Genomic DNA, 19,541 nt, shown 5'->3' on the forward strand with positions numbered 1-19,541 from the left:
GATCACCATCCTCTCGACCGAGAGCGTACAAGCATCAACTCCGGTGTCATATGCCAGTTTTGGAGTCCAGCCCGAAATATTGCCTAAGAGAGTTGCGCCGAAAATTTTCGGGAGCCATGCTTGGGTCGTCACACAACGCAGTCACATGACTGCTTAAAGCAACCTGTTGTCACGCGCCCGAAAGAAGCGGCCATGGCGTTGCACACTCCCGCGGACCTACGCACCGAGGTCCTGGACCTTCTCTCCCTCGCCCCCGAAGCTCGCCTCCGCCTTGCCGGACTCGCCTGCGCCCGGTGCGGAAGCACCGCCCCACTCCGGCCCGGCGGCCACGCGTACACCCGCAGCCCCGGCGGCGGGCGGCTCGGGTGGGCCGTGAAGGTCTGCGAAAGCTGTCCTCTCGCTCATTCCGCAGAAGGGAAGTCGGGCTCTTGACCAACTTCGCCGCCCGCGCCGTCGACCGCCTGCGGACCCTGTTCGCCCCGCGCGGCCGGCACCGCGCCGGGCAGCCGTTGCCCCCGCCGCCGCCACCAGCCCTCGCCCGGCGGCCGGGGCCGTACGCCACCGACATCCCCATCGACGGCCTGGCCACCGCAATGGTCCGCCCCTACCTGCTCACCGCCGAACAGCGCCAACGGCGCCGGGCACTCTGGCCGGCGACGTACGGCATCGATGTCGGCCCGCGTCGTATCCACGGTGTGGCGGTGGCGCGGTGAACCGGCTGCTCCCATGGACCGGTGAGGACGGCCGGTCCTGTTACCTCTCCACGGATGGCGACGGCCCGTTGTCCCGGCTCGCCGACCGGATCGAGTTCGTACAGCTCGGTCTCGCGGGTCGGCTCCTCGACCATGCGCGGGACGTACTCACCGAAGCTGGGCCGGTTGCGGCATCGGACCTCGGCGTCGTGGTGGCCCAGTTGACGGATGCCTTGCGCGACGCGCTGCTCATCGCGGAGAGCCGGGGTGCCCGCCTCGCTCCGGCAGAGAACGAACGCGTCCTCCCGAACGGAGTTCACGCCGTGCCACCACTCATCGAGGTCGCCCAGGACACACTGGCCCACTGCCCCACCGCGCCCAAGGCACTCGGTCTGCTCTCGCTCCCCGGCGGAGACCTCGCCTCAGCGGGCGCCGCCAGGCGCTACGTACGGATGGCGGCCACGTCCTGGGGACTGCCGCCGGACACGGCAGACGCCCTGGAAACGATCACCGGGGAGCTCTCCGCCAACGCCTTGGAGTACAGCGCGAGCCTCTCCATCACCGTCGCCCTGTCCCGTACCGCCTCGGCGGTCGTCGTCAGCGTGACCGACGAAGGCCAGGAATGCGTGTCCGTACCTGACACGCCAGGGCCCGAGCAGGAACATGGGCGCGGGCTGCTGATCGTCGACGCGCTGGCCTCTCACTGGGGCCGGCGGCACACATGTACCGGGCTCACCGTCTGGGCCGAGATCACCGTCGAAGGATGAGCCCCACGACCACCCGCCGCTGCCGGTACCGTACGAAGACCGAACCGCCCGCACCGGAGGCCACCGTGAGTGCCCAGCCCAATGGCCCGTACGGACCACTGATCCCCATGCCCGAGCTCACGCCCGACGCGCTGCGGAACGCAGTCTCCCGCATCGCCCCCAGCCGGGTCCCCGCGCTCACCCAGCACCTGTTCGAGGCCACGACCAACGCCCAGCAGACGCAGAGCCTCGCTCCGCTGCGCGCCTTCGTGCACTCGTGGGCCGTGTTCGTCGCGATCGAGCGGCATCCGGAGCGCGCAGCCCAGCTGCGTGAACTGGAGCGCATCGTGGACGCGGGCGAGCAGGATCCCACCGACGCGATCACCAAAATCCGCCGGATCCGGGAGGCAGCCGAGGCGGAGGCCGGGCTGTGACGGACTGGACGTGGGATTACAACCCGAGCGCCGAGTACCTCACCAGTGGACTGCCACTCGGTGTCGCGGCGGAAGTAGAGCGGCTGGCCACCGAGCTGGCCGCACTCGGACACGACTCGGTGAAAGTCGGCCGGCCCATCGACCGCGAGGGTGGGCTCCGAGAGTTCGATCTGATGGGCGGGCGCGGATTCATCAGCTTTCTCGCTGTACCGCGCCACGAATGCGTCTACGTCTGCAACATCACCTGGTACGGCTGACGCCGACGACGCCTGAGCCCGCGCCGGCCACGGCCGTGTCCCCGACGGGACGCATGCTCAGAGCGTCGAGCCGGCGGCGAGTGCGTACAGCAGCTCGTACGCCGATTCCACCAGGCGCAATCTGTCGCCCCGGCGGGTCGCGAGGGCGGCGATGCCGGTTGCGGAGGCGGGGTGGAAGCCGAGGAAGGCCTGTTGGCCGAAGGTGGCTCCGGCGTGGAAGAGCAGGGGTCCCCCCGGGGCCGGGTGGTGGAACCAGGTCAGGGTGTGGATGTCGCGGCGGCGCAGGCCGCGGCGCAGTTGCGGGATCTGGACGTCGCGCAGGGGCAGGCGCAGCGGCGTGGGCCCGGGGTTCAGGTGTGCTTCGAGGTACGTGAGGAGGTCGGCGGGGGTTGAGCGTACGGCTCCGGCGGCCATGAAGGGGCCCATGCCGAAGCCGGGTACGGGTGTGGTGCCGTTCCTGCGGTGCCCGACGGCGGTGGTGGAGGGGGCGCCGGGGCCGAGGGTGGTGCCGGTCATGCCCAGGGGGCGCAGCACGTGGCGGGTGAGCAGCGTGGGGCAGTCGGCGCCCGCGGCCCGGGCCATGGCGGGGCCGAGCAGCGCCACTCCGAAGTTGGAGTAGCGCCAGCGGGTGCCGGGGCGGTGGTGGGGCCGGGTGCGGGCGAAGGTGCGCAGGAGGCGTTCGGTGTCGTACGTCGCGTAGGCGTCGGCGTACGGGCGCAACAGGGCGCTGGGGATCAGGTCGCCGGGGATGCGGGGCAGTCCGGCGGTGTGGGTCGCGAGGTGGCGCAGGGTGATGCGGCGCGAGTCGGGGTGGCGCAGGGGCAGGTCCGGCAGGTGGGCGGTGAGCGGGTCGTCGAGGGACAGCACTCCGGTACGGGCCAGGTGGGACAGGAGCAGGACGGTGAAGGTCTTGCTGACCGAGCCGAGTTCGTAACGCAGCGCATGGCGCGGCACGGCCGGGGCGCTCGCGGTACCACCAGTCACCGTGGTGCGCCGGCCGTGGCGGGTGACAGCGAGTACGACGTCCGGGGCGTCGATCGCGCTGACGGCGTCCGCGAGGCGCAGCGTGAGCGCGTCGGCGGACGTCGGGGCGGCCGGTGCCAGGCGCGTCGTCACGTGGGGGACATCGCCCGGGAGGTGGCCATCGCGGAGGCGAACGCGGCGACCAGGGTGGGGTGGTGGACGATGTCGAAGACCTCCGCCGCGTCGCCCTCCGGCATCCCGTGCTGGAGGGGCATCGCACCGCTCTCGGACTGCGCGGCGGCGTACCGCTCCCACACCTGCGCGTCGAGGGTGGGCCGGGGCAGGCACGCGTCGACGACGAGGAGTTCGCCGAGCAGGTCCCAGTGTTCCAGGTCGGCCCAGTCGTCGATCCAGGCGGGCAGGTACAGCGCGAGGTAGTCGGCGGTCTGCGCGGGGATCCCGCCGGGGTCCTCACCCCAGTTGGTGAGGTGGAAGACGGTGTGCGTGATGTCGTACGCGATGTGGCGCTGCACCGTCCATGGTTCGGGGTGCCGGCTCAGCCAGGTCAGGTTCACGGCTTCGTCGAAGTCGCCGCTGGGGGTGAGGCCGATTTTTCGTTCGGCGCCCAGCACGCTGAGCCGCCGGACGGGCACCATGTCGAGCGCCGGCCAGGTGCGGGTGCGGTGACTGACGTCCACGGCCGTTTCCAGTCCCGGGTGGCGGAAGCCCAGCTCGTGGAAGGTCGCGTAGATCTCCAGGGGTACGGGCGAGAAGGGTTCGTCGTACTGAAGAGCCGCCAGTACATTGCCGCCGTCCAGCAGTTCCCGCCACGCGAAGTCCAGGAGCTGACCGGCACGGGCGTGCTGGCGCGAGCCCGCCACGCCCTCCCGGAAGAGCACCCGCATGTTGAGTGCCAACTCGCCGATGGGTTTGAGCCGTTCGACGACGCCTCGGCCGGTGGCGCGGTCCCCGGGGGTCAGCCGGAAGTGCTCACGGTGGTCGTCGAGCCAGGTCAGGGCGCGGTCTCCGACGCTGTGCAGCAGTGCGGGAGGAGCGGCTGCGACTGTGCTTGCGGTAGTTGTCATCGGGCTGCCTCGCTTTCACGTTCACGGCCCCGCGTCCCCTCCTCGCGCCGGCCCTCACCCACACCCAGGGCGATACGGGCCAGGGTGCCGGCGAAGGCGGTCACCAGGGTGGAGTGGTAGCAGGCCGTGAAGGTGGCAGCGCGGTCGCCGGGCGGTGGTCCTGCTCCCATGCCGGGCACGCTGCCGTCGGCCGTCCGCGCGTCGGCCAGCCGCTGCCAGGCCACCGGATCGTACGGAGCGGCGGGCAGGCAGGCTGTCACTGCCAGCAATTCGCCTGCCAGGTCCCACAGTTCTTCGTCCAGCCAGTTCTCCAGCCAGGCGGGGAGCCAGAGCCGCAGATAGTCGGCCTGCGCGCGGGGCAGCCGGCCACGGGCGCGGCCCCAGTCGGTGAGGTGGAAGACGTCGTGGGTCAGGCCGTACGCCCCTTCGCGGTCCAGCGCCCACGGCTCCGGCATCAGCCCGAGGTTGGTCAGCTCCAGTACGGCATCGAAATCGGCGTGCGGCGCCAGACCGATTCGGCGCTCCGCGTTGAGCACGCCGAGCGTACGGGTGTGGTCCTCGCGCGCCACGCGCCAGCCGCGCAGCGCGGTCGTCGCCGGGAGCAGTTGTTCCACGGCGGTGTTGCGCAGCCCGGCCTGGGCGAAGACTCCGTAGATCTCCACCGGATACGTGGCGTGCGGCTCACCGCGGATCAGCTCGGTGAACAGCTCTCCGTCCCGCGTCTCGTTCCAGGCGAAGGCGAACAGCCCGTCCGCTACCTGGCGCAGCTCGTCGCGGGGGTGTGACGCGCTGATCAGGTACGTCAGTTCGGCCAGTTCACCGAGGGGTTTGAGGGTGAGGTTGGGGTCGGCGTCCGCGGTGACGTTCGGGGGCAGCCGGAAATCCTCGCGCGCCGCGTCCAGCCACTCCAGGCTGTCGTCGACCATGCGGTCGAGGAACAGCGCACCCGACGCCGTCGAAGCCGGGGCGGCCAGGAGGTCGCCGGTCACCCACCCGTTGTCGCCGGTCACCCGCCCCGCGTCGCCGCTCACCCGCCCCGTCCGTAGAACTGGCGTGCGGCCACGACATGGAGCGCCACCCTCGGGTCGCCGTCGCTCATTTGCCGTACGAACACCAGTCCGGTGTCGAGACCCAGGGTCGGCGGGGCGTCCGGCAGCCGGGCCAGCCAGCGCCCGAGTCCGGCGGCCTGCAACCAGTCCCTGCGGCGTACGGCCCGGACGAAACCGCGGGCCAGGTCGTCGGTGCGTGACGCGAGCCGGTCGGCGAGTCCCTGCGCGAGTCCGGGAAGCGCGAGCGCGGCCAGTTGCGACGCTCGATGGGAAAGCTTTGGCCAAGGATCGTCGGCCACCCAGGCGGAGGGGGCCTGCGGCGCCTGCGGCCAGCTGTCAGTGCCGCCGGACAGGAAGGCGTTCGAGGCCTCGACCAGGCCCCGGTAACTCCACACCGACACCTCCGAGGCGTCAGGGCCGGGCGGGTAGGCGGCCAGCGCCTCCCGGACGACCGCTTCGTCGCTCTCTCCACCGGGTGCTGCCCGGTGGTCCAGCGCGTACGGTGCGAGCGCATCGGCGCCCAGCACCCGGATCGCGGCTGATGCCAGCGCGTCCCCCTGCCGCAGAAGGCTGGAGAGCGCATAAGGGTCGCCCTCACCTCGAAGGGCAAGGACGACTCCGTTTGCGGCATCGGCGACCACAGCGCTCAGCGGGACTGAGCCCGCTTCTTGAGCCTGTTCAGCCAACGCATTCCTCCTCAACGGGCCTTCGGGTCCGTCTTCGGGCGCGGGGTGGGCGGTGAGCCGATGAGCAAAAACGCGAGCAAGAACGCGGCCTTACACTCACGGGTGTCACGGAAGACGCCCTTCGGTTCCGCGGAATCCAGCAGCCCCTCAACTTCGGCGCTCAGCGCTGCGGTCTCGACCGGGGAAGTGCGGTCCATGATCATAGGACCATCTCCTCTTATCTCCTCTTCTAGCGGCTGAATAACCAGCGTTACATGGGCCCCAATTGATTGCAAACGGTAGATAACGGGCATTGGCCCGACGGGAAATCCGGGAAAAATCCACCCTTTTGTTGACGACGCAACAGCCGTATGTCGCCGATCTCCCTGACCGAAGGTCAGCTCAGACCGTCACCCTTCCGCGCGACCGCGAAGATGCGCCGGAACGGAAAGACCGTGCCGTGCGGGCCCGTCGGATACGCGCCGCGCAAGGCCTCGGCGTACTCCGCGACAAAGGCTTCGCTCGCCTGCGGATCGTCCGCGAGAGCGGTCAGGACCGGCCGCAGGGCCGTGCCTTTCACCCAGTCAAGGACCGGGTCCTTGCCAAGGAGGACCTGAAGGTACGTCGTCTCCCATACGTCGGCCTCGCAGCCCAGCGCCGTGAGGCGGGTGAGGTAGTCGCCCGGTTCAAGGACCGCCGCCGCCCGCTCGCCCACGCCACCCAGCCGGCCGCGCCAGCGCGGGGAGTCGCGCAGGGCGGCCAGGATGGTGTGACTGGGGGCGGTGAAGTTGCCCGGCACCTGGAAGGCGAAGGTGCCGCCGGGGGTGAGCGCGTCCAGCCAGGCCGGGAAGCGGTCGGCATGGTCCGGGACCCACTGGAGCAGCGCGTTGGAGACGATCAGGTCGTACGTCGCGTACGTCGCCTCGTCCGGCCCCCAGGTCGCGGCGTCGGCGTGGACGAAGTCGAGGAGCGGCCCCGCGTACCGCTCCGCCCGCTCCAGCATCTGCGGGGAATTGTCGTAACCCGTGATGCGGGCGGCGGGCCAGCGGTCCGCCAGCAGCGCGGTGACGTTGCCGGCGCCGCAGCCGAGGTCGGCGATGCAGGCGGGCGCGGGGGCGTCGACGCGGGCGAGGAGGTCGAGGAAGGGCCGGGTGCGGTGGCCCGCGTGCCGGAGGTACTGCTGCGGGTCCCAGGTCGGTCGTACCGTCATGCACGCAGCTTGACCACCACACTCTCTCGATGTCAAGACTCTCGACGCCAAGAGACTTCATGTCGACAGACCAACTACACTGATCGTCATGGAGGACGAGGTCGACCGACTGGTTGCTGCATGGCGCCGCGAGCGCCCCGACCTCGACGTGGAACCACTCGAGGTCCTCAGCCGCGTCTCCAGGCTGGCCCGCCACCTCGACCGCGCCCGGCGCATAGCCTTCTCCGAGCATCAGCTGGAGCCGTGGGAATTCGACGTCCTGACGTCGCTGCGGCGCGCCGGCGACCCGTATCAGCTCTCGCCGGGCCAGTTGCTGACCCAGACCCTGGTCACCTCCGGCACCATGACCAACCGCATCGACCGGCTCGCCAAGAAGGGCCTCGTCGAGCGGCTGCCCGATCCCAGCGACCGCCGCGGCGTCCTCGTGCGGCTCACCGCCGAGGGCCGCGACCGGGCCGACCAGGCGCTCGCCGGGCTGCTCGCGCAGGAGCGGGCCATCCTCGCCGAACTCTCGCGCGCGCAGCGCGGAGAACTGGCCGGGCTGCTACGCCAGTTGACCGCCCCGTTCGACAACATCCCGGGCTAGGCCCACCGGTCCCCGGTCCACCGAGCCCAGGTCCACCGGTCCGACCCCGGCGCGGCGGGCGAGCGCGACGGCGGCGAGCGTGGAGTGCACGCCCAGCTTCCCCAGCACGTTCTGCATGTGCGTACGGACGGTGTGCGGGGAGAGGAACAGCCGCTCGGCCACGGCCTTGCGGCCCAGCCCGGCCACCATGCACCGCAGCACCTCCCGCTCGCGCGGGGTGAGGGACTCGACGAGCCGCTCACTGTCGGTGCGGTGCTTGCGGGCTGCGGTCAACTCCCGCAGTACGCCCGTGAGAAGCGCCGGAGGCAGGTGCGTTTCGTCGCGCAGTACGCCGCGGATGACGGCCAGCAGGCGTTGCAGCGAGCAGTCCTTGGCGACCCAGCCCGCGGCCCCGGCCTGCAGCGCGAGGGCGGCGCGGCGCGGATCGTCCTTCTCGGCGAGTACGACCGACCGTACGGCCGGCTGCCCGGACCGCACGCCCGCCACCAGGGAGATGCCGTCCACCGGACCGTCCTCGGCCGGCTCCGGCACGTGGACCACACGGGCGGGCACCGCCGCGGCGGTGCCGAGGTCGGCGTCGACGAGCATCACATCGAATCGGCGGCCTTCCGCCGCCGCCCGCTCCAGGGAACGCAGCGCGGCCGGGCCGCTGCCTGCCGCGCAGACATCGACGTCGGACTCGGCGGCGAGGGCCGCGGCGAGCGACTCGGCGAAAATGCGGTGATCGTCCACCACCAGTACCCGGATCCGAACCACAGACACCCCCATGCCGCGTTGTGCCGGATGTCCCCCCTGGACCCCCGGGGAGGCGAAACCGCCTGCGGGTACGACGCCCGGAGGAAGGTGCACGTCACGTCAGACGCACGGCCGCCGCCGTGCACCGAACACTGACCACTGCCCACCCCGGGCGACGTACCCGACTGTCTCGCCCCCTGATCAAGCACCGGCCCCCACCGGCGCTCTTCTTCAGCGTACGGGCGGGGGCGGTAAGCGGAAGGCAATTCGCAGAACTGATTGCCCCGGCGTGTTCCTGGTGTGCCTCCTGTTTCGTTTCGAGGCAGAAGTCGACAAAGCTCGACAGAGAACGGCCGCGGTCCCGCCATCACGGTGTATTCACCACACGGGCAGCGCAACGAACCGCTTCCCGGCTGTCTCCCCCCGTAAGGTCGGCTGACGCTGACCGGAGTCAGGCACACCAAGGCCCCGGGAAGGGAAACCCTGCATGGGGGGGCAGACCCAGCACTCGCACCAGAACACTTCTGCTCGCCGCCGGAGCACTGCTCCTGGTGGCGCACGCCGGCGGCTGGCCGCCGGCCGCCGACCCCCCGCGCGCCGCCGCCGACGGTGTCGGTTCCCACGCCCTCGCCCTTTCGGTGACCGTCAACACGCGGCCCGGACGGGAGGCGGAACACACCGGCATCCGTGCCGGCCACCCCGTCGTCAAGCACTACCGGCTCACCAACCGCTCGGGTGCCGACCTCCACCGGGTCGGCCTCACCGATCCCGACGTGCCCGGCGCCGCGGTGAACTGCCCCGGCGGCCGGGGCCTGTGGCTGCGCGGGCTGACCTCCGTCACCTGTACGTCGCTGGTCAGTGCCACTCCCGGCAGGCACACGTCCACCGTGCGCGCGCACGCGGAGATCCCCTCCCTCGGGGCGCGGCCGACTGCCTCCGCCGTGGCCGGATACGAGGGCGTGGCCGGTGCGCTACGGCTCGCCGTCACCGTGCGGGAGGTGGAGGGGTCGCGTGCGGTGGTCCAGTACACCGTCGGGAATCCGGGCAACCGCACCGTCTTCGGCGTACGGCTCTCCGACACGGCACTCAGCCCGCCCCGGATCATCTGCGGCGGCCGTCCGGCCTCCTCCCCGCAGACCTTGCGCGCGGGGGCCACCGTGCTCTGCGTCGCGGAGCTGGACGGCCTGCGGCCCGGTACGTACCACAGCGGGCCCGAAGCGAGAGGAAGCGACGGGCTCTTCACGCTGAACATGACGGGTGGGCTTGTGGGCCCTCCGCAGCTGGTGGCCCGTGCGGCGACGCGGTTCACGGTACGGACCCAGCCGTCCCCGCAGTCACCCCGGCCGGCGAGGCCGGCGCCTCCGCCGGCCCGGGCCCCACTGCCGGACCCGGCTCCACCGCCGGGTGGCGCTTCGCCACTGGACCGGGCCGCGCCACAGGCACCGTTGGCACCTGCCGGCGCGGGGCGCGCACAGGGAGCTCCCGCCGGGCCCGCGCCCGGTGCGCCGGGCGGGCAGGGGACTCCCGCCGGGCCCGCGCGGGGTGCGCCGGGTGCGCCGGGTGCGCCGGGTGCGCCAGGTGCGCCAGGTTCGCCAGGTGCGCCAGGTTCGCCAGGTGCGCCAGGTGCGCCAGGTGCGCCAGGTGCGCCGGGTGCCCCGGGAGCGCCCGCCCCCGCACCGCCGTTCGCCGCGCTCGGCCCGGGGGGCCTGGGGGCGCCCGGCCTGACAGTTCCCGGCCTGGGAGTTCCCGGCCTCGGAGTGGCAGGGCTCGGGGTGCCAGGACTCGGGGTGCCAGGGCTAGGAGTGCCAAGCCTCGGCGTCCCAGGCCTCGGCGTCCCAGGCCTCGGCGTCCCAGGCCTCGGGGCGACCGGCCCAGGGGCTCCCGGGCTTGGCGCGCCCGGGCTTGGCATGCCCGGCCTGGGCGCCGGCGAGGCCGGCGAGGCCGCAGGCGTCGCACCGCCGCCTCCCGCAGCCGCAGGCATCGCACCGCCACCCCCCGCCGCAGACCGCATCGCGCCTCCGCCCCCCGGAGAGCGCGTCACCCGGCCAGACACTCCCCGCGCCCCCACCCACCAGTCCGTGGGCGCCCGAAGAGCGGGAGGCGTGCCACGGCGGGAGGATCCGCTCCCCGTCGTCGCGGTCCTGCTCCTGTTCCTCATTCCGGCGGGCATCGTCGCCGTGGTGGCGTCCCGCCGTACGTGACCCTGCGGCTGCCCACTCATCGACCGAGGGAGCGTCATGGAACAAGTCGTCGAGATGCTCGCCGTCGGGATGATCTGCGCACTGCTCACCGCAGCCGCGGTCATCGCCTGGCGCCGGTTCCACCCGGTGGCGGACGAGGAGGAGTCCGGCGAGGAGGTGGCCGAGTACATGTCGATGATGATCGCCCTGCTGTACGCGCTGCTGCTCGGCCTGGCCCTGGTCAGCGTCTGGGATCTGCGGGACCGCTCCCAGCGCCACACCGCCGCCGAGGCGGGCGCCCTGCACCAGATGACGGTCCTCGCCGAGGGCATGCCGCCGGCGCAACGGGAGCGAATCGACGCCCTGGCCGAGAGCTACGCCGCGCATGTGGTCCAGGAGGAATGGCCACGGCTGGCGGACCGCAATGGCCTCGGCGAGCGCGGCTGGTTCCCGCTGCGGCAGCTGCGCGCGGCAGCGGCGGCCCCGCCCGATGCCACCCCCGCCCAGGAGGTCACGGCGCTGGAACTGCTCGCTCAGCTCGGCGCACTCGACGACGCTCGCCGGGGCCGGGAGGCGGACGCACAGGAAACACTGTCACCGGCGCTGTGGTCCGGGATCGTGATCGGGGCGATCCTCTCGATCTGCATCCTGTTCTTCTTCAGAATCGGGCGCAGCCCCAGCCAGCTGGTGATGGCCATGGGCATGGTGGGGCTGACCGTCTTCCTCGGGCTCCTCATCCACCACTTGGCCTCGCCCTTCGGCGAGGTGATGGGCGTCAGCCCCGACCCGTTCACCCGCTACTTCCCCAAATCGGCCGGGGTCTGACAGCGGTCACGCGACGCGGTGGGCTCCCTGGGCGGGGATCGCCCGGAAGATGCGGGGTGGTGTGCGGGAGGTCGCCGCGAAAGCCGTCTCGATCGACTTCGTGACCGTGTCCGACGCCGACGACTCCGCCAGGACTATCGCCGAGCCACCGAACCCGCCCCCCGTCATCCGCGCCCCCAGCGCCCCCGCCGCGTTGGCGGACTCGACCACCAGGTCGAGCTCCTCGCACGAGACGCGAAGGTCGTCGCGGAGTGAGACGTGCCCCTCCGTCAGGAGCGGGCCCACCGCTCGCGGATCGGCCCCGTCCAGGAGGGCGATCACCTGCTCCACGCGGTGGTTCTCGGACACCACATGCCGCACGTAGCGGCGTATCCGCTCATCGCCCAGACTCTCCAGCGCGGCCCGCAGACCGGCGTACGGAACATCCCGCAGCGCCGCCACGCCCAGCGCCCGCGCCCCCGCCTCGCACCCCTGGCGCCGTTCCGCGTACGCCCCGTCGCCCAGCGCGTGCTTGACGCGCGTGTCGACGACCAGGAGTTCGAGGCCGTGGGCGGCCAGGTCGAAGCGGACCTGGCGGCGCGTGAGGTCGCGCGTGTCCAGGTGCAGCGCGTGGCCTTCCGTGCAGCAGGCCGCCGCCGTCTGGTCCATGATCCCGCAGGGCACCCCGACGAACGCGTTCTCGGCGCGCTGGGCGACCACCGCCAGCCGGTCGCCGGAAAGCCCCAGCTCGTACAGGTCGTTCATGGCCAGCGCCGTGACGACCTCCAGCGCGGCGGACGAGGAGAGACCGGCGCCCGTCGGCACCGTCGACGTCAGGTGGATGTCGGCGCCGCCGACCGCGTGGCCCGCCTCCCGCAGCGCCCAAACGACCCCCGCCGGGTACGCCGCCCAGCCGCCGCTGCCGCTGCCGAGCGGCGCGAGCTCGTCGGCGCGCAGTTGGACGATGCCTCCGTCGACGTCGGCCGAGTGCAGGCGCAGCACGCCGTCGTCGCGGCGCGCGACCGCCGCGACCGCCGTGTGCGGCAGAGCGAGCGGCATCACGAAGCCGTCGTTGAAGTCGGTGTACTCGCCGATGAGGTTGACCCGGCCGGGGGCCGCCCACACCCCGTCGGGCTCGGCGCCGTACAACTCGGTGAAGTCCTTGATGACGGCGTCGGTCATACGTCCTGCTCCTCTCGGCGGGCAAAGGCCCACGCGTCCGCGACGATGCCCGCGAGATCCGCGCGGGACGGCTTCCAGCCGAGCTTTTCGCGGGCCGCGTCGGCGGACGCGACCAGCACTGCGGGGTCGCCCGCCCGGCGCGGCGCGGGGGTCTCGGGGATCGGGTGGCCCGTGACCTTGCGTACGGTCTCGACCACCTCGCGGACCGAGAAACCGTTGCCGTTGCCGAGGTTGCAGGTCAGGTGGGCGCCCGGCTCGGCCGCCCCCAGGGCCAGCAGGTGCGCCTCGGCGAGGTCGGCGACGTGAATGTAGTCGCGGACGCAGGTGCCGTCGGGGGTCGGGTAGTCGTCGCCGTACACCGCGATCGACTCGCGCCGGCCCTGCGCGACCTGGAGGACGAGCGGAATGAGGTGGGATTCGGGGGCGTGCCGCTCCCCGTACGCCCCATACGCACCGGCCACGTTGAAGTAGCGCAGCGAGACCGCTGCCAGGCCGTGCGCGGCACTCTCGCCGCTGATCATGTGGTCTACGGCGAGCTTGGAGGCGCCGTACGGATTGGTCGGCGCGGTCGGCGCCGCCTCCGTGATGGGCGTGGAGACCGGCTCGCCGTACGTCGCCGCCGTCGAGGAGAAGACCAGCTTCCGCACTCCTGCGCCCCGCATCGCGGCGAGCAGCGCCATGGTCCCGCCGACGTTGTTCGTCCAGTACTTCTCGGGGTCGACGACGGACTCGCCGACCTGCGAGAACGCGGCGAAGTGCAGTACGCCGTCGTACGAGGAATCCAGCCAGCGGTCCGCGTTCTGGACGCGGCCCTCGATGAACGTCGCGCCGGCCGGGACGCCCTCGCGGAAGCCGGTGGAGAGGTCGTCGAGGACGGTCACCTCGTGGCCGGCCTCCAGGAGATGCGCCGCGACCACGCTGCCGACGTATCCCGCACCACCAGTGACCAGATACTTCTGCTGCTGCTTCACTCGCTCGCTACCTCTCGCAGTCGCGCTGCCGCGTTCTCCGGCGGCACATCGTTGATGAACACATTCATGCCGGATTCGGAACCCGCGAGAAACTTCAGCTTGCCCGAAGTACGTCGGATGGTGAAAAGCTCGAGGTGCAGCGCGAAGTCGGGCGTGCCGAACGGTGCCTGGTGCCAGGCGGAGATGTACGGCGTCGGCGGCTCACCGGGGCCGAAGATCCGGTCGAACCTGCGCAACAGTTCCAGGTAAATCTGTGGGAACTCGGTGCGCGCGTCGTCGTTGAGTCCCCGCAGGTCGGCCACGCGCCGCTTCGGGTAGAGGTGCACCTCGTACGGCCAGTGAGCGGCGTACGGCACGAAGGCCACCCAGTGCTCGCCCTCCAGCACCACCCGCGTCCCCTCGGCGCGCTCCCGCTCCACGACGTCGTCGAAGAGGTTCCGGCCGGTCTCCGCCAGATGCGCGGCCGCCGAGCGCAGCATCAGCTCCGTGCGGGGGGTGACGAAGGGGTAGGCGTAGATCTGGCCGTGAGGATGGCCGAGGGTTACGCCGATCTCCGCGCCCCGGTTCTCAAAACAGAACACCTGCCGGACCCCGGGCAGCTCGGCGAGCTCCGCCGTCCTGTCGGTCCAGGCCTCCAGGACGAGGCCGGCCTGGTCGTCGTTCAGGTCGGCGAAGGACGCGTCGTGGTCGGAGGTGAAGCAGACGACCTCGCAGCGCCCCGCGTCTCCGGCCAGCGAGGGGAAGCGGTTCTCGAAGACGGCTACGTCGTACTCGGCGGCCGGGATCTCGCTGTGCCGGCCGTCGCGCGACGGGCAGAGCGGGCACTCGTCGGCGGGCGGGTGGTAGGTGCGGGCCTGGCGGTGTGAGGCGATGGCGACACAGTCGCCGAGCAGCGGGTCGCGGCGGATCTGCGAGGTGGTCGCGACGGGTTCGAGGGGGCGCGGGTCGGCGGCTTCGCGTACGACGTCGTCGCGGGAGTCGTAGTAGAGCAGCTCCCGGCCGTCGGCCAGCCGGGTCGACGTCTTCTTCACACGCAAGCTCCTCATCGCACCCACCACTGAACAACATAAACAAACACAACCAACCATAACGGAACAGTCCCGTCAATGCCGATCAGCGACGCGACGGCAAGCTGAAAACGAACAATCGCCGGAGGGGCTCCGTTGGAGCCCGTCCGGCGATTGAGGACACGCCCGCAGGGCGTCCATGTCGTCTGGGGGCTGGGGGCTTGCCCCCAGTTCGGGAAGGGGCGGGGAGGGGAAAGCCCGCCGCAGGCGAAACCGGCGGTCAGCTCTGCGGCGGAGTCGCGCGATCCAGCAAGCCCGTTCGTGCCGCCAGGGCCGCCGCCTCCAGGCGGGACCCCACGCCCAGCTTCATCAGCACCCGCTGAACGTGCGTACGCGCGGTGCTCGGCGCGATGCCCATACCCGCCGCGATCAGCCGCGTGTCCTCACCGTCCGCGACCCGCATCAGGACCTCCACCTCCCGCGGCGTCAGCATCTGGAGCAGCCGCTGCCCCTCGTCGTCCGGCTGCGCCGCCGGGTTCAGCAGCTCGGCGAACGCGGCCTGCAAGAGCTGCGGTGCCACCGCCGCCTCCCCCGCCCGGGCCTTCACGATCGCGCGCTCGACGCCTTCGATGCGCTCGTCATGGCGTACGTACCCGGCCGCCCCGGCGGCGAAGGCCGCCGCGATGCCGCGCGGATTCGGCACCGGGCCCAGCACGACGACGGCCACCTGCGGCCGTTCGTGCTTGATGCGGACGATCGGGTCGAAAGCCCCTGGTTCGGCGGGAGTCGCCGTACCGAACAAGCACACCTCGGGCGCCCTGCTGACGACCAGCTCCGCCGCCCCCGACGTCGGCGCGGCCGCCGCGAGCACCCGGTGCCCGCGCAGCTTGAGCGCCGAGGCGAGCGCCTCGGCGAGCAATCGGTGGTCATCAACCACCATGAGCCGCACGCCCATAGAGAATCCCCCATACCCCTGCCCCTGGAGCTGGCCCCCCGGCCCTCCTGACCCGGCAAGCTACACGCTTGTTCGACGTTGCGCGCCCCTTACTGGTAAGAAGCCCCCCGGATTGTCGAATTCCTCGCGATTCAGGACTACTTGCCGGGCCGGATGTGGCATGGGACGGCCCCGGCAGTGGAGAAGAACCACTGCCGGGGCCGCTGTGACCTGTGTGTCAGGTATACCGAGTGCGTCAGCCGGTGCCGAAGCCGATCGCCAAGTAGCGCTTGAAACCCGCGCGCTCCTGGCTCATGAGGCGTGTCGCCATGAACAGGCGGCCGTCGGCGTAACGGAATTCGGCGGAGTCCACCACGAAGGTCGTCGTCACATCACGGACCGCCCTGTCAGCCGGGTTCTCCATCAGCAGCGTCTCCTTCATGGAACCGCCGTTGATGCTCACCACCTGGCCGCCCTTGTCGTACGGCGGGTACTTGTACGCGATGATGTTGCCGCCGTCCATGCGGATCGGGTGCATCGTGTAGCGCTCGCCCGCGTCGGCCCGGTCGCCGGTGAGCTTGCCGGTCGCCAGGTCGAAGGAGACGATTTCGTTCGTACGGCCGCCCTCGCCGCCACCCTCGTGCTCCTCGGTCGGCACGTAGATCTTGCCGTTGCCGACGACGATCTTCGTGCAGCCCTCGGTGTCGCGGCACCTCGGGGCGTACTGCTCGGCATCGACCGGGATCCTGGCGCGCAGTTCGCCGGTCTTCTCGTCGATCGAGAAGAAGTCGGAGACGCCGCTTCCGTCGCCCGCGGTGTCGCCGACGTCGGCGGCGGCCACCAGCGGCTTGGTGGAGACGATGCTCGCCCGGTCCACGCCGGTGGGCATCTTGTACTTGGCGATCGGCGCGCCGGTCTTCGGGTTCAGGGACTCGATGGAGAGCTGCGGGGCACTGGCCGAACCGCAGCTGCGCACCGTGGCGAGTGCCTCGCCGCCCGCGTAGCCGACGTCGCGGCACTGTTCGGCGTTGGGCTTCGGCTGCCAGCGGACCTTGCCGGTGGCGACGTCGAAGGCCGCGCCGCCGCGGGTACCGCCGGCGCCGACCGCGTCGCCGCCCACGGTGACCTCACTGAACATGATCTTGTCGTCGCCGTCCTTGACCGACTTCTGCCACAGCAGTTTGCCGGCGTCGATGTCGATCACACCGACCTCGGTGCACGGCGAGTATGTCTTGCCCGCCGGCATCGGCCCCGCGAACAGGATCGCGGTCTTGTTGTCCTTGGTGACGTGAGGCGACGCCGCGCAGACCTCGCCCGGGAGCGGAATGCTCCACAGCTCCGCGCCGCTGTCCAGGTTGTGGCCGACGACCTCGTTGAGGCCGCTCTTGACGTACGCCTTGTCGGTGATCCAGGAGCCGTTGACGCCGGCGACCGATTCCGTCACCTTCGGGGCGGGCAGCTGGAAGAGGACCTTGGAGTTGGCGTTGGAGGGCTTCTCTTCCTTGCCGGCGCCGTCGGGGGCGGGTTTGCCGTCGTCGCCGCCACCGCCGGTCGAGCCCGCGGAGGAGTTCTGCGCCGGGTCGTCCTTGCCACCCTCGTCGCTGGTCGCGAACCAGACGCCGACGCCGACGATCAGCGCCACCGCGACGACCGCCGCGATGACAACGGCCGTGGTGGTGTTGACCTTCTTGCCGCCGCCGCCCTGCGGAGGCATGCCCTGCGGGTAGGCGTACTGCGGCTGTTGCTGGCCACCGTACGGGGGCTGCTGACCGTAAGCCGGCTGCTGGCCGTACGGGGTGGGCTGGCCGGGCTGCTGGCCCGGGTAGCCGTAACCGGGCTGCTGGCCTGGCTGGGAGGGGTAACCGTAGCCCGGCTGCTGACCCGGCTGCTGGGCGGGCGGCGCCGGGGGCGTCTGCGGGTAGCCGTAGCCGGGCTGACCGGCGGGCGGAGGCGGCGGGGCGCCGAACCCGCCCTGCGGGGGCTCGTTCGGCGGCGGCGGGGGCGGGGGCTGCGTCATGGCGTACGTACCTCTGGAGAAAGGGAGTCGAAGACGTGGGAGAAGACCCGGGACTCAGTCACCGGCCGTCACTTGCCGAAGACCATCATGGTCTTCGTCTCCTTCTCTTCCTCGTCGTTGCTGGCGCTGACGCGGGTGGCCACGACGTAGAACTGACCACCCTCGTAGGCGACCTTCGTCGTGAAGAAGCTGTTCTCGATCTCGGCGGTCGACTGCGGGTTCTGGAGCAGTGTCTTCGGCTTGCCGCCCGACGCCGCGATGGTCGCGAGGGCGCCGCCCTTTTCGTACGAGGCGTCCATGTGCACCAGGACCTCTCCGCCCTCCATCCGCACCGGCATCATCGGACGGTCGGTGGCGGCGGAACGCCACTTGGGCTTGCCGGTGTCGAGGTTGAAGGCGACGACCTCGTTGGTGCGCTCCAGGCCGCTCGTCTTCTCGGCAGTGGCCATGTAGAAGGCGTTCTGGTCGGCGGCGACGCCGGTGCAGCCTTCGAGGTTCCGGCCGAAGATGACGAAGCTGCCGCCGCACTGCGGCTGGAACTTGTCCTTGCCGCCGTCGATCTCCGAGCGGAGCTTGCCGCTGTCGGTGAGCGCGATGACGCTCCAGGTCTTCTTGGCGCGCTCCTGCACGGACACGACGAGCGGGGAGACGGAGTAGACCTTGTCGACCGACCAGCCCTTGGCCAGCGGGTACGACCACTTGACCTTGCCGGTGGCCGGGTCGTGCTCCTGGATCCGCTCGTGGTTCCTGGCGGCCTCGCCGGTGGAGCAGGCCGCGGCGGCGATCAGCTTGGCGCTGCTGGTGAAGGCGTACGGCTGGCACTCACCGGGCAGCTTGCCCCACAGCTCCTTGCCGTCCTTCATGCTGAAGGCGGTGGAGTGGCCGGTGCGGCCGGCGGTGACGGTGTTGCCGCTGATGGCGATCGTGATGTCGGACAGGAGGTCGAACGTCCCCTCCTTCTTCACCTCGGCCTTCCAGCCCGCCTTGCCGGTCTTGAGGTCGACCAGCTGGAGCTGGCTGCACTTGGCCTTCTCGGTGGTGCCGTTCTTGACGCCGATGACGATCTTGCCGTCGTCGGAGGTCCTGACGGGCGCCGCGCAGATCTCGGTGGAGAGCGGAAGGCTCCACTTCTCCTTGCCGTCGGTGGTGCTGTAGGCGGCGACCTTCTTGTACATCGCCTTGACGACGAGGCCGTCGGTGAACCACGGGCCGTACACGTCCGCGCCGTTGCGCGGCAGGTCCACGTCGTTCTTCTGCAGCCACAGCACTTTGGACTCGCCCGACTGGCGCCCGGCGTTCAGGTCGTCCCCGGCATCGCGGCCGCCCGCTGAGTCGTCACTGGTGTCGCCGGTGCCGCCGTTGGGCAGACCGTCCTGCTTGTTGTCCTTGCTGCCGTCGGCGACGGGTCGTTTCTTCTTGCCGCCGTCGTCACCGCTGGTGGCGAGGTAGATGCCGCCGCCGACGACGAGGACCGCGGCGAGGGCCGCGCCGATGATGACCGCGGGCTTGCCCTTGAAGCCGCCGCCGGTGCCGCCGGGGCCCGGGGCGGGTGCGCCGGGGAAGCCGCCGTAGGGACCGGGCTGCTGCTGGCCGTACGGGCCGGGCTGCTGGCCGTAGGGGCCGGGCTGCGGCTGACCGTACGGTCCGGGCTGCGGCTGGCCGTACGGGCCTGCCTGGCCGGGCTGTTGACCGGGCTGGCCGGGGTAGCCGTATCCCGGCTGGGGTGCCTGCTGCGGCGGTGCCTGCGGGTAGCCGTACCCGGGCTGCGCCGGGGGCTGCTGCGGCGGGGCCGCCGGCGGGCCGGGCGGGGCCGGGGGCATCTGCGGCGGCTGCTGGGGCGGCTGCTGCCGGGGGTCCTGGGGGGCTCCGAAGCCGCCCTGCGGCGGCTGGTTGGGCGGCTGAGACATCAGCGCTTACCTCTTCACACGAGACCGCCGCCCGTTCGGTCTCCCCCGCAATTCCGGCGGCGTATCTCCCCCAGAAAGGAGCGAATCGGGCTTGAGCCCCGCAGATCTACGTCAGTC

Annotated in this window: 21 protein-coding genes; 7 read left to right on the forward strand and 14 right to left on the reverse strand. The window is 71.3% G+C overall.

Annotation, left to right across the window (positions count from 1 at the left end; translation table 11 throughout):
• Window positions 1-216: 216 nt before the first annotated feature.
• Window positions 217-405, reverse strand: a complete 189-nt coding sequence (locus J7E89_RS28080; protein ID WP_214977252.1) for a hypothetical protein — start codon at window positions 403-405, stop codon at window positions 217-219.
• A gap of 23 nt (window positions 406-428) precedes the next feature.
• Between J7E89_RS28080 and J7E89_RS28085 the strand changes: the two genes are divergently transcribed.
• Genes J7E89_RS28085 through J7E89_RS28100 form a run of 4 tightly spaced genes read left to right on the forward strand, consistent with a single transcriptional unit; the run spans window position 429 to window position 2,129 of the window.
• Complete coding sequence (locus J7E89_RS28085) at window positions 429-713, forward strand: hypothetical protein (protein WP_214977253.1); 285 nt, start codon at window positions 429-431, stop codon at window positions 711-713.
• Window positions 710-1,459, forward strand: a complete 750-nt coding sequence (locus J7E89_RS42110) for an ATP-binding protein (RefSeq protein ID WP_214977254.1) — start codon at window positions 710-712, stop codon at window positions 1,457-1,459. The genes J7E89_RS28085 and J7E89_RS42110 overlap by 4 nt, the downstream gene beginning before the upstream one ends.
• Window positions 1,456-1,872, forward strand: a complete 417-nt coding sequence (locus J7E89_RS28095) for a DUF6247 family protein (RefSeq protein ID WP_251061189.1) — start codon at window positions 1,456-1,458, stop codon at window positions 1,870-1,872. The genes J7E89_RS42110 and J7E89_RS28095 overlap by 4 nt, the downstream gene beginning before the upstream one ends.
• Window positions 1,869-2,129, forward strand: a complete 261-nt coding sequence (locus J7E89_RS28100) for a hypothetical protein (protein WP_214977255.1) — start codon at window positions 1,869-1,871, stop codon at window positions 2,127-2,129. The genes J7E89_RS28095 and J7E89_RS28100 overlap by 4 nt, the downstream gene beginning before the upstream one ends.
• 57 nt (window positions 2,130-2,186) lie before the next feature.
• Here J7E89_RS28100 and J7E89_RS28105 read toward each other — a convergent pair whose 3' ends face one another.
• From J7E89_RS28105 to J7E89_RS28130, 6 genes are all read right to left on the reverse strand, one after another.
• A complete protein-coding gene (locus J7E89_RS28105; protein WP_308315627.1) occupies window positions 2,187-3,245 on the reverse strand; it encodes a serine hydrolase domain-containing protein in 1,059 nt (352 codons plus the stop codon).
• Window positions 3,242-4,177 carry a hypothetical protein gene (locus J7E89_RS28110; protein ID WP_214977256.1) on the reverse strand — a complete coding sequence of 312 codons (936 nt, stop codon included), beginning with the start codon at window positions 4,175-4,177 and terminating at the stop codon, window positions 3,242-3,244. The genes J7E89_RS28105 and J7E89_RS28110 overlap by 4 nt, the downstream gene beginning before the upstream one ends.
• Window positions 4,174-5,208: a hypothetical protein gene (locus tag J7E89_RS28115; RefSeq protein WP_308315628.1), complete on the reverse strand. Its 1,035-nt coding sequence runs from the start codon at window positions 5,206-5,208 to the stop codon at window positions 4,174-4,176. Before J7E89_RS28115 ends, J7E89_RS28110 begins: the two co-directional genes overlap by 4 nt.
• Entirely contained in the window at window positions 5,205-5,867 is a 663-nt protein-coding gene (locus tag J7E89_RS28120; protein WP_214977307.1) for a hypothetical protein, read from the reverse strand. Before J7E89_RS28120 ends, J7E89_RS28115 begins: the two co-directional genes overlap by 4 nt.
• Before the next feature lie 56 nt (window positions 5,868-5,923).
• Window positions 5,924-6,115 (reverse strand): hypothetical protein, encoded by a 192-nt coding sequence (locus J7E89_RS28125; RefSeq protein ID WP_214977257.1) that lies wholly within the window; start codon window positions 6,113-6,115, stop codon window positions 5,924-5,926.
• A 173-nt stretch (window positions 6,116-6,288) separates the two neighbouring features.
• On the reverse strand, window positions 6,289-7,101 hold the full coding sequence (locus J7E89_RS28130; RefSeq protein ID WP_214977258.1) for a trans-aconitate 2-methyltransferase: 813 nt from the start codon (window positions 7,099-7,101) through the stop codon (window positions 6,289-6,291).
• A gap of 88 nt (window positions 7,102-7,189) precedes the next feature.
• Between J7E89_RS28130 and tamR the strand changes: the two genes are divergently transcribed.
• A complete protein-coding gene (gene tamR / locus J7E89_RS28135) occupies window positions 7,190-7,687 on the forward strand; it encodes a MarR family transcriptional regulator TamR (RefSeq protein WP_214977259.1) in 498 nt (165 codons plus the stop codon).
• Here tamR and J7E89_RS28140 read toward each other — a convergent pair.
• Window positions 7,646-8,443, reverse strand: a complete 798-nt coding sequence (locus tag J7E89_RS28140; RefSeq protein WP_214977260.1) for a response regulator transcription factor — start codon at window positions 8,441-8,443, stop codon at window positions 7,646-7,648. The two genes, tamR and J7E89_RS28140, sit on opposite strands and share 42 nt — an antisense overlap.
• A gap of 530 nt (window positions 8,444-8,973) precedes the next feature.
• Between J7E89_RS28140 and J7E89_RS28145 the strand changes: the two genes are divergently transcribed.
• Window positions 8,974-10,623 (forward strand): hypothetical protein, encoded by a 1,650-nt coding sequence (locus J7E89_RS28145; RefSeq protein WP_214977261.1) that lies wholly within the window; start codon window positions 8,974-8,976, stop codon window positions 10,621-10,623.
• A gap of 36 nt (window positions 10,624-10,659) precedes the next feature.
• Window positions 10,660-11,427, forward strand: coding sequence for a DUF4239 domain-containing protein (locus J7E89_RS28150; protein ID WP_214977262.1), 768 nt, complete (start codon window positions 10,660-10,662; stop codon window positions 11,425-11,427).
• Between the two features lie 6 nt (window positions 11,428-11,433).
• Here J7E89_RS28150 and galK read toward each other — a convergent pair whose 3' ends face one another.
• The 6 genes from galK to J7E89_RS28180 all read right to left on the reverse strand — a co-directional run bounded on the left by galK (window position 11,434) and on the right by J7E89_RS28180 (window position 19,424).
• The gene (galK, locus tag J7E89_RS28155; protein ID WP_214977263.1) at window positions 11,434-12,588 is read right to left on the reverse strand and encodes a galactokinase; all 1,155 of its coding nucleotides are present in this window, start codon (window positions 12,586-12,588) and stop codon (window positions 11,434-11,436) included.
• Complete coding sequence (gene galE, locus J7E89_RS28160) at window positions 12,585-13,559, reverse strand: UDP-glucose 4-epimerase GalE (RefSeq protein WP_214977264.1); 975 nt, start codon at window positions 13,557-13,559, stop codon at window positions 12,585-12,587. The genes galK and galE overlap by 4 nt, the downstream gene beginning before the upstream one ends.
• A complete protein-coding gene (gene galT / locus J7E89_RS28165; RefSeq protein WP_214977265.1) occupies window positions 13,556-14,590 on the reverse strand; it encodes a galactose-1-phosphate uridylyltransferase in 1,035 nt (344 codons plus the stop codon). Before galT ends, galE begins: the two co-directional genes overlap by 4 nt.
• 256 nt (window positions 14,591-14,846) lie before the next feature.
• Complete coding sequence (locus J7E89_RS28170) at window positions 14,847-15,521, reverse strand: response regulator transcription factor (protein ID WP_214977266.1); 675 nt, start codon at window positions 15,519-15,521, stop codon at window positions 14,847-14,849.
• Window positions 15,522-15,756: 235 nt separating this feature from the next.
• Window positions 15,757-17,517, reverse strand: coding sequence for a PQQ-binding-like beta-propeller repeat protein (locus tag J7E89_RS28175; protein ID WP_214977267.1), 1,761 nt, complete (start codon window positions 17,515-17,517; stop codon window positions 15,757-15,759).
• 68 nt (window positions 17,518-17,585) lie between these two features.
• On the reverse strand, window positions 17,586-19,424 hold the full coding sequence (locus J7E89_RS28180; RefSeq protein ID WP_214977268.1) for a PQQ-binding-like beta-propeller repeat protein: 1,839 nt from the start codon (window positions 19,422-19,424) through the stop codon (window positions 17,586-17,588).
• Window positions 19,425-19,541: the final 117 nt, after the last annotated feature.

Source organism: Streptomyces sp. ISL-100 (assembly GCF_018614615.1).
Lineage (GTDB): Bacteria > Actinomycetota > Actinomycetes > Streptomycetales > Streptomycetaceae > Streptomyces.

Coding starts and splice junctions, on each gene's coding strand:
- J7E89_RS28080 (WP_214977252.1), bottom strand. CDS start 405: ATGAGCGAGAGGACAGCTTTCGCAGACCTTCACGGCCCACCCGAGCCG.
- J7E89_RS28095 (WP_251061189.1), top strand. CDS start 1,456: ATGAGCCCCACGACCACCCGCCGCTGCCGGTACCGTACGAAGACCGAA.
- J7E89_RS28110 (WP_214977256.1), bottom strand. CDS start 4,177: ATGACAACTACCGCAAGCACAGTCGCAGCCGCTCCTCCCGCACTGCTG.
- J7E89_RS28125 (WP_214977257.1), bottom strand. CDS start 6,115: ATGATCATGGACCGCACTTCCCCGGTCGAGACCGCAGCGCTGAGCGCC.
- J7E89_RS28130 (WP_214977258.1), bottom strand. CDS start 7,101: ATGACGGTACGACCGACCTGGGACCCGCAGCAGTACCTCCGGCACGCG.
- tamR (WP_214977259.1), top strand. CDS start 7,190: ATGGAGGACGAGGTCGACCGACTGGTTGCTGCATGGCGCCGCGAGCGC.
- J7E89_RS28150 (WP_214977262.1), top strand. CDS start 10,660: ATGGAACAAGTCGTCGAGATGCTCGCCGTCGGGATGATCTGCGCACTG.
- galK (WP_214977263.1), bottom strand. CDS start 12,588: ATGACCGACGCCGTCATCAAGGACTTCACCGAGTTGTACGGCGCCGAG.
- J7E89_RS28170 (WP_214977266.1), bottom strand. CDS start 15,521: ATGGGCGTGCGGCTCATGGTGGTTGATGACCACCGATTGCTCGCCGAG.
- J7E89_RS28175 (WP_214977267.1), bottom strand. CDS start 17,517: ATGACGCAGCCCCCGCCCCCGCCGCCGCCGAACGAGCCCCCGCAGGGC.
- J7E89_RS28180 (WP_214977268.1), bottom strand. CDS start 19,424: ATGTCTCAGCCGCCCAACCAGCCGCCGCAGGGCGGCTTCGGAGCCCCC.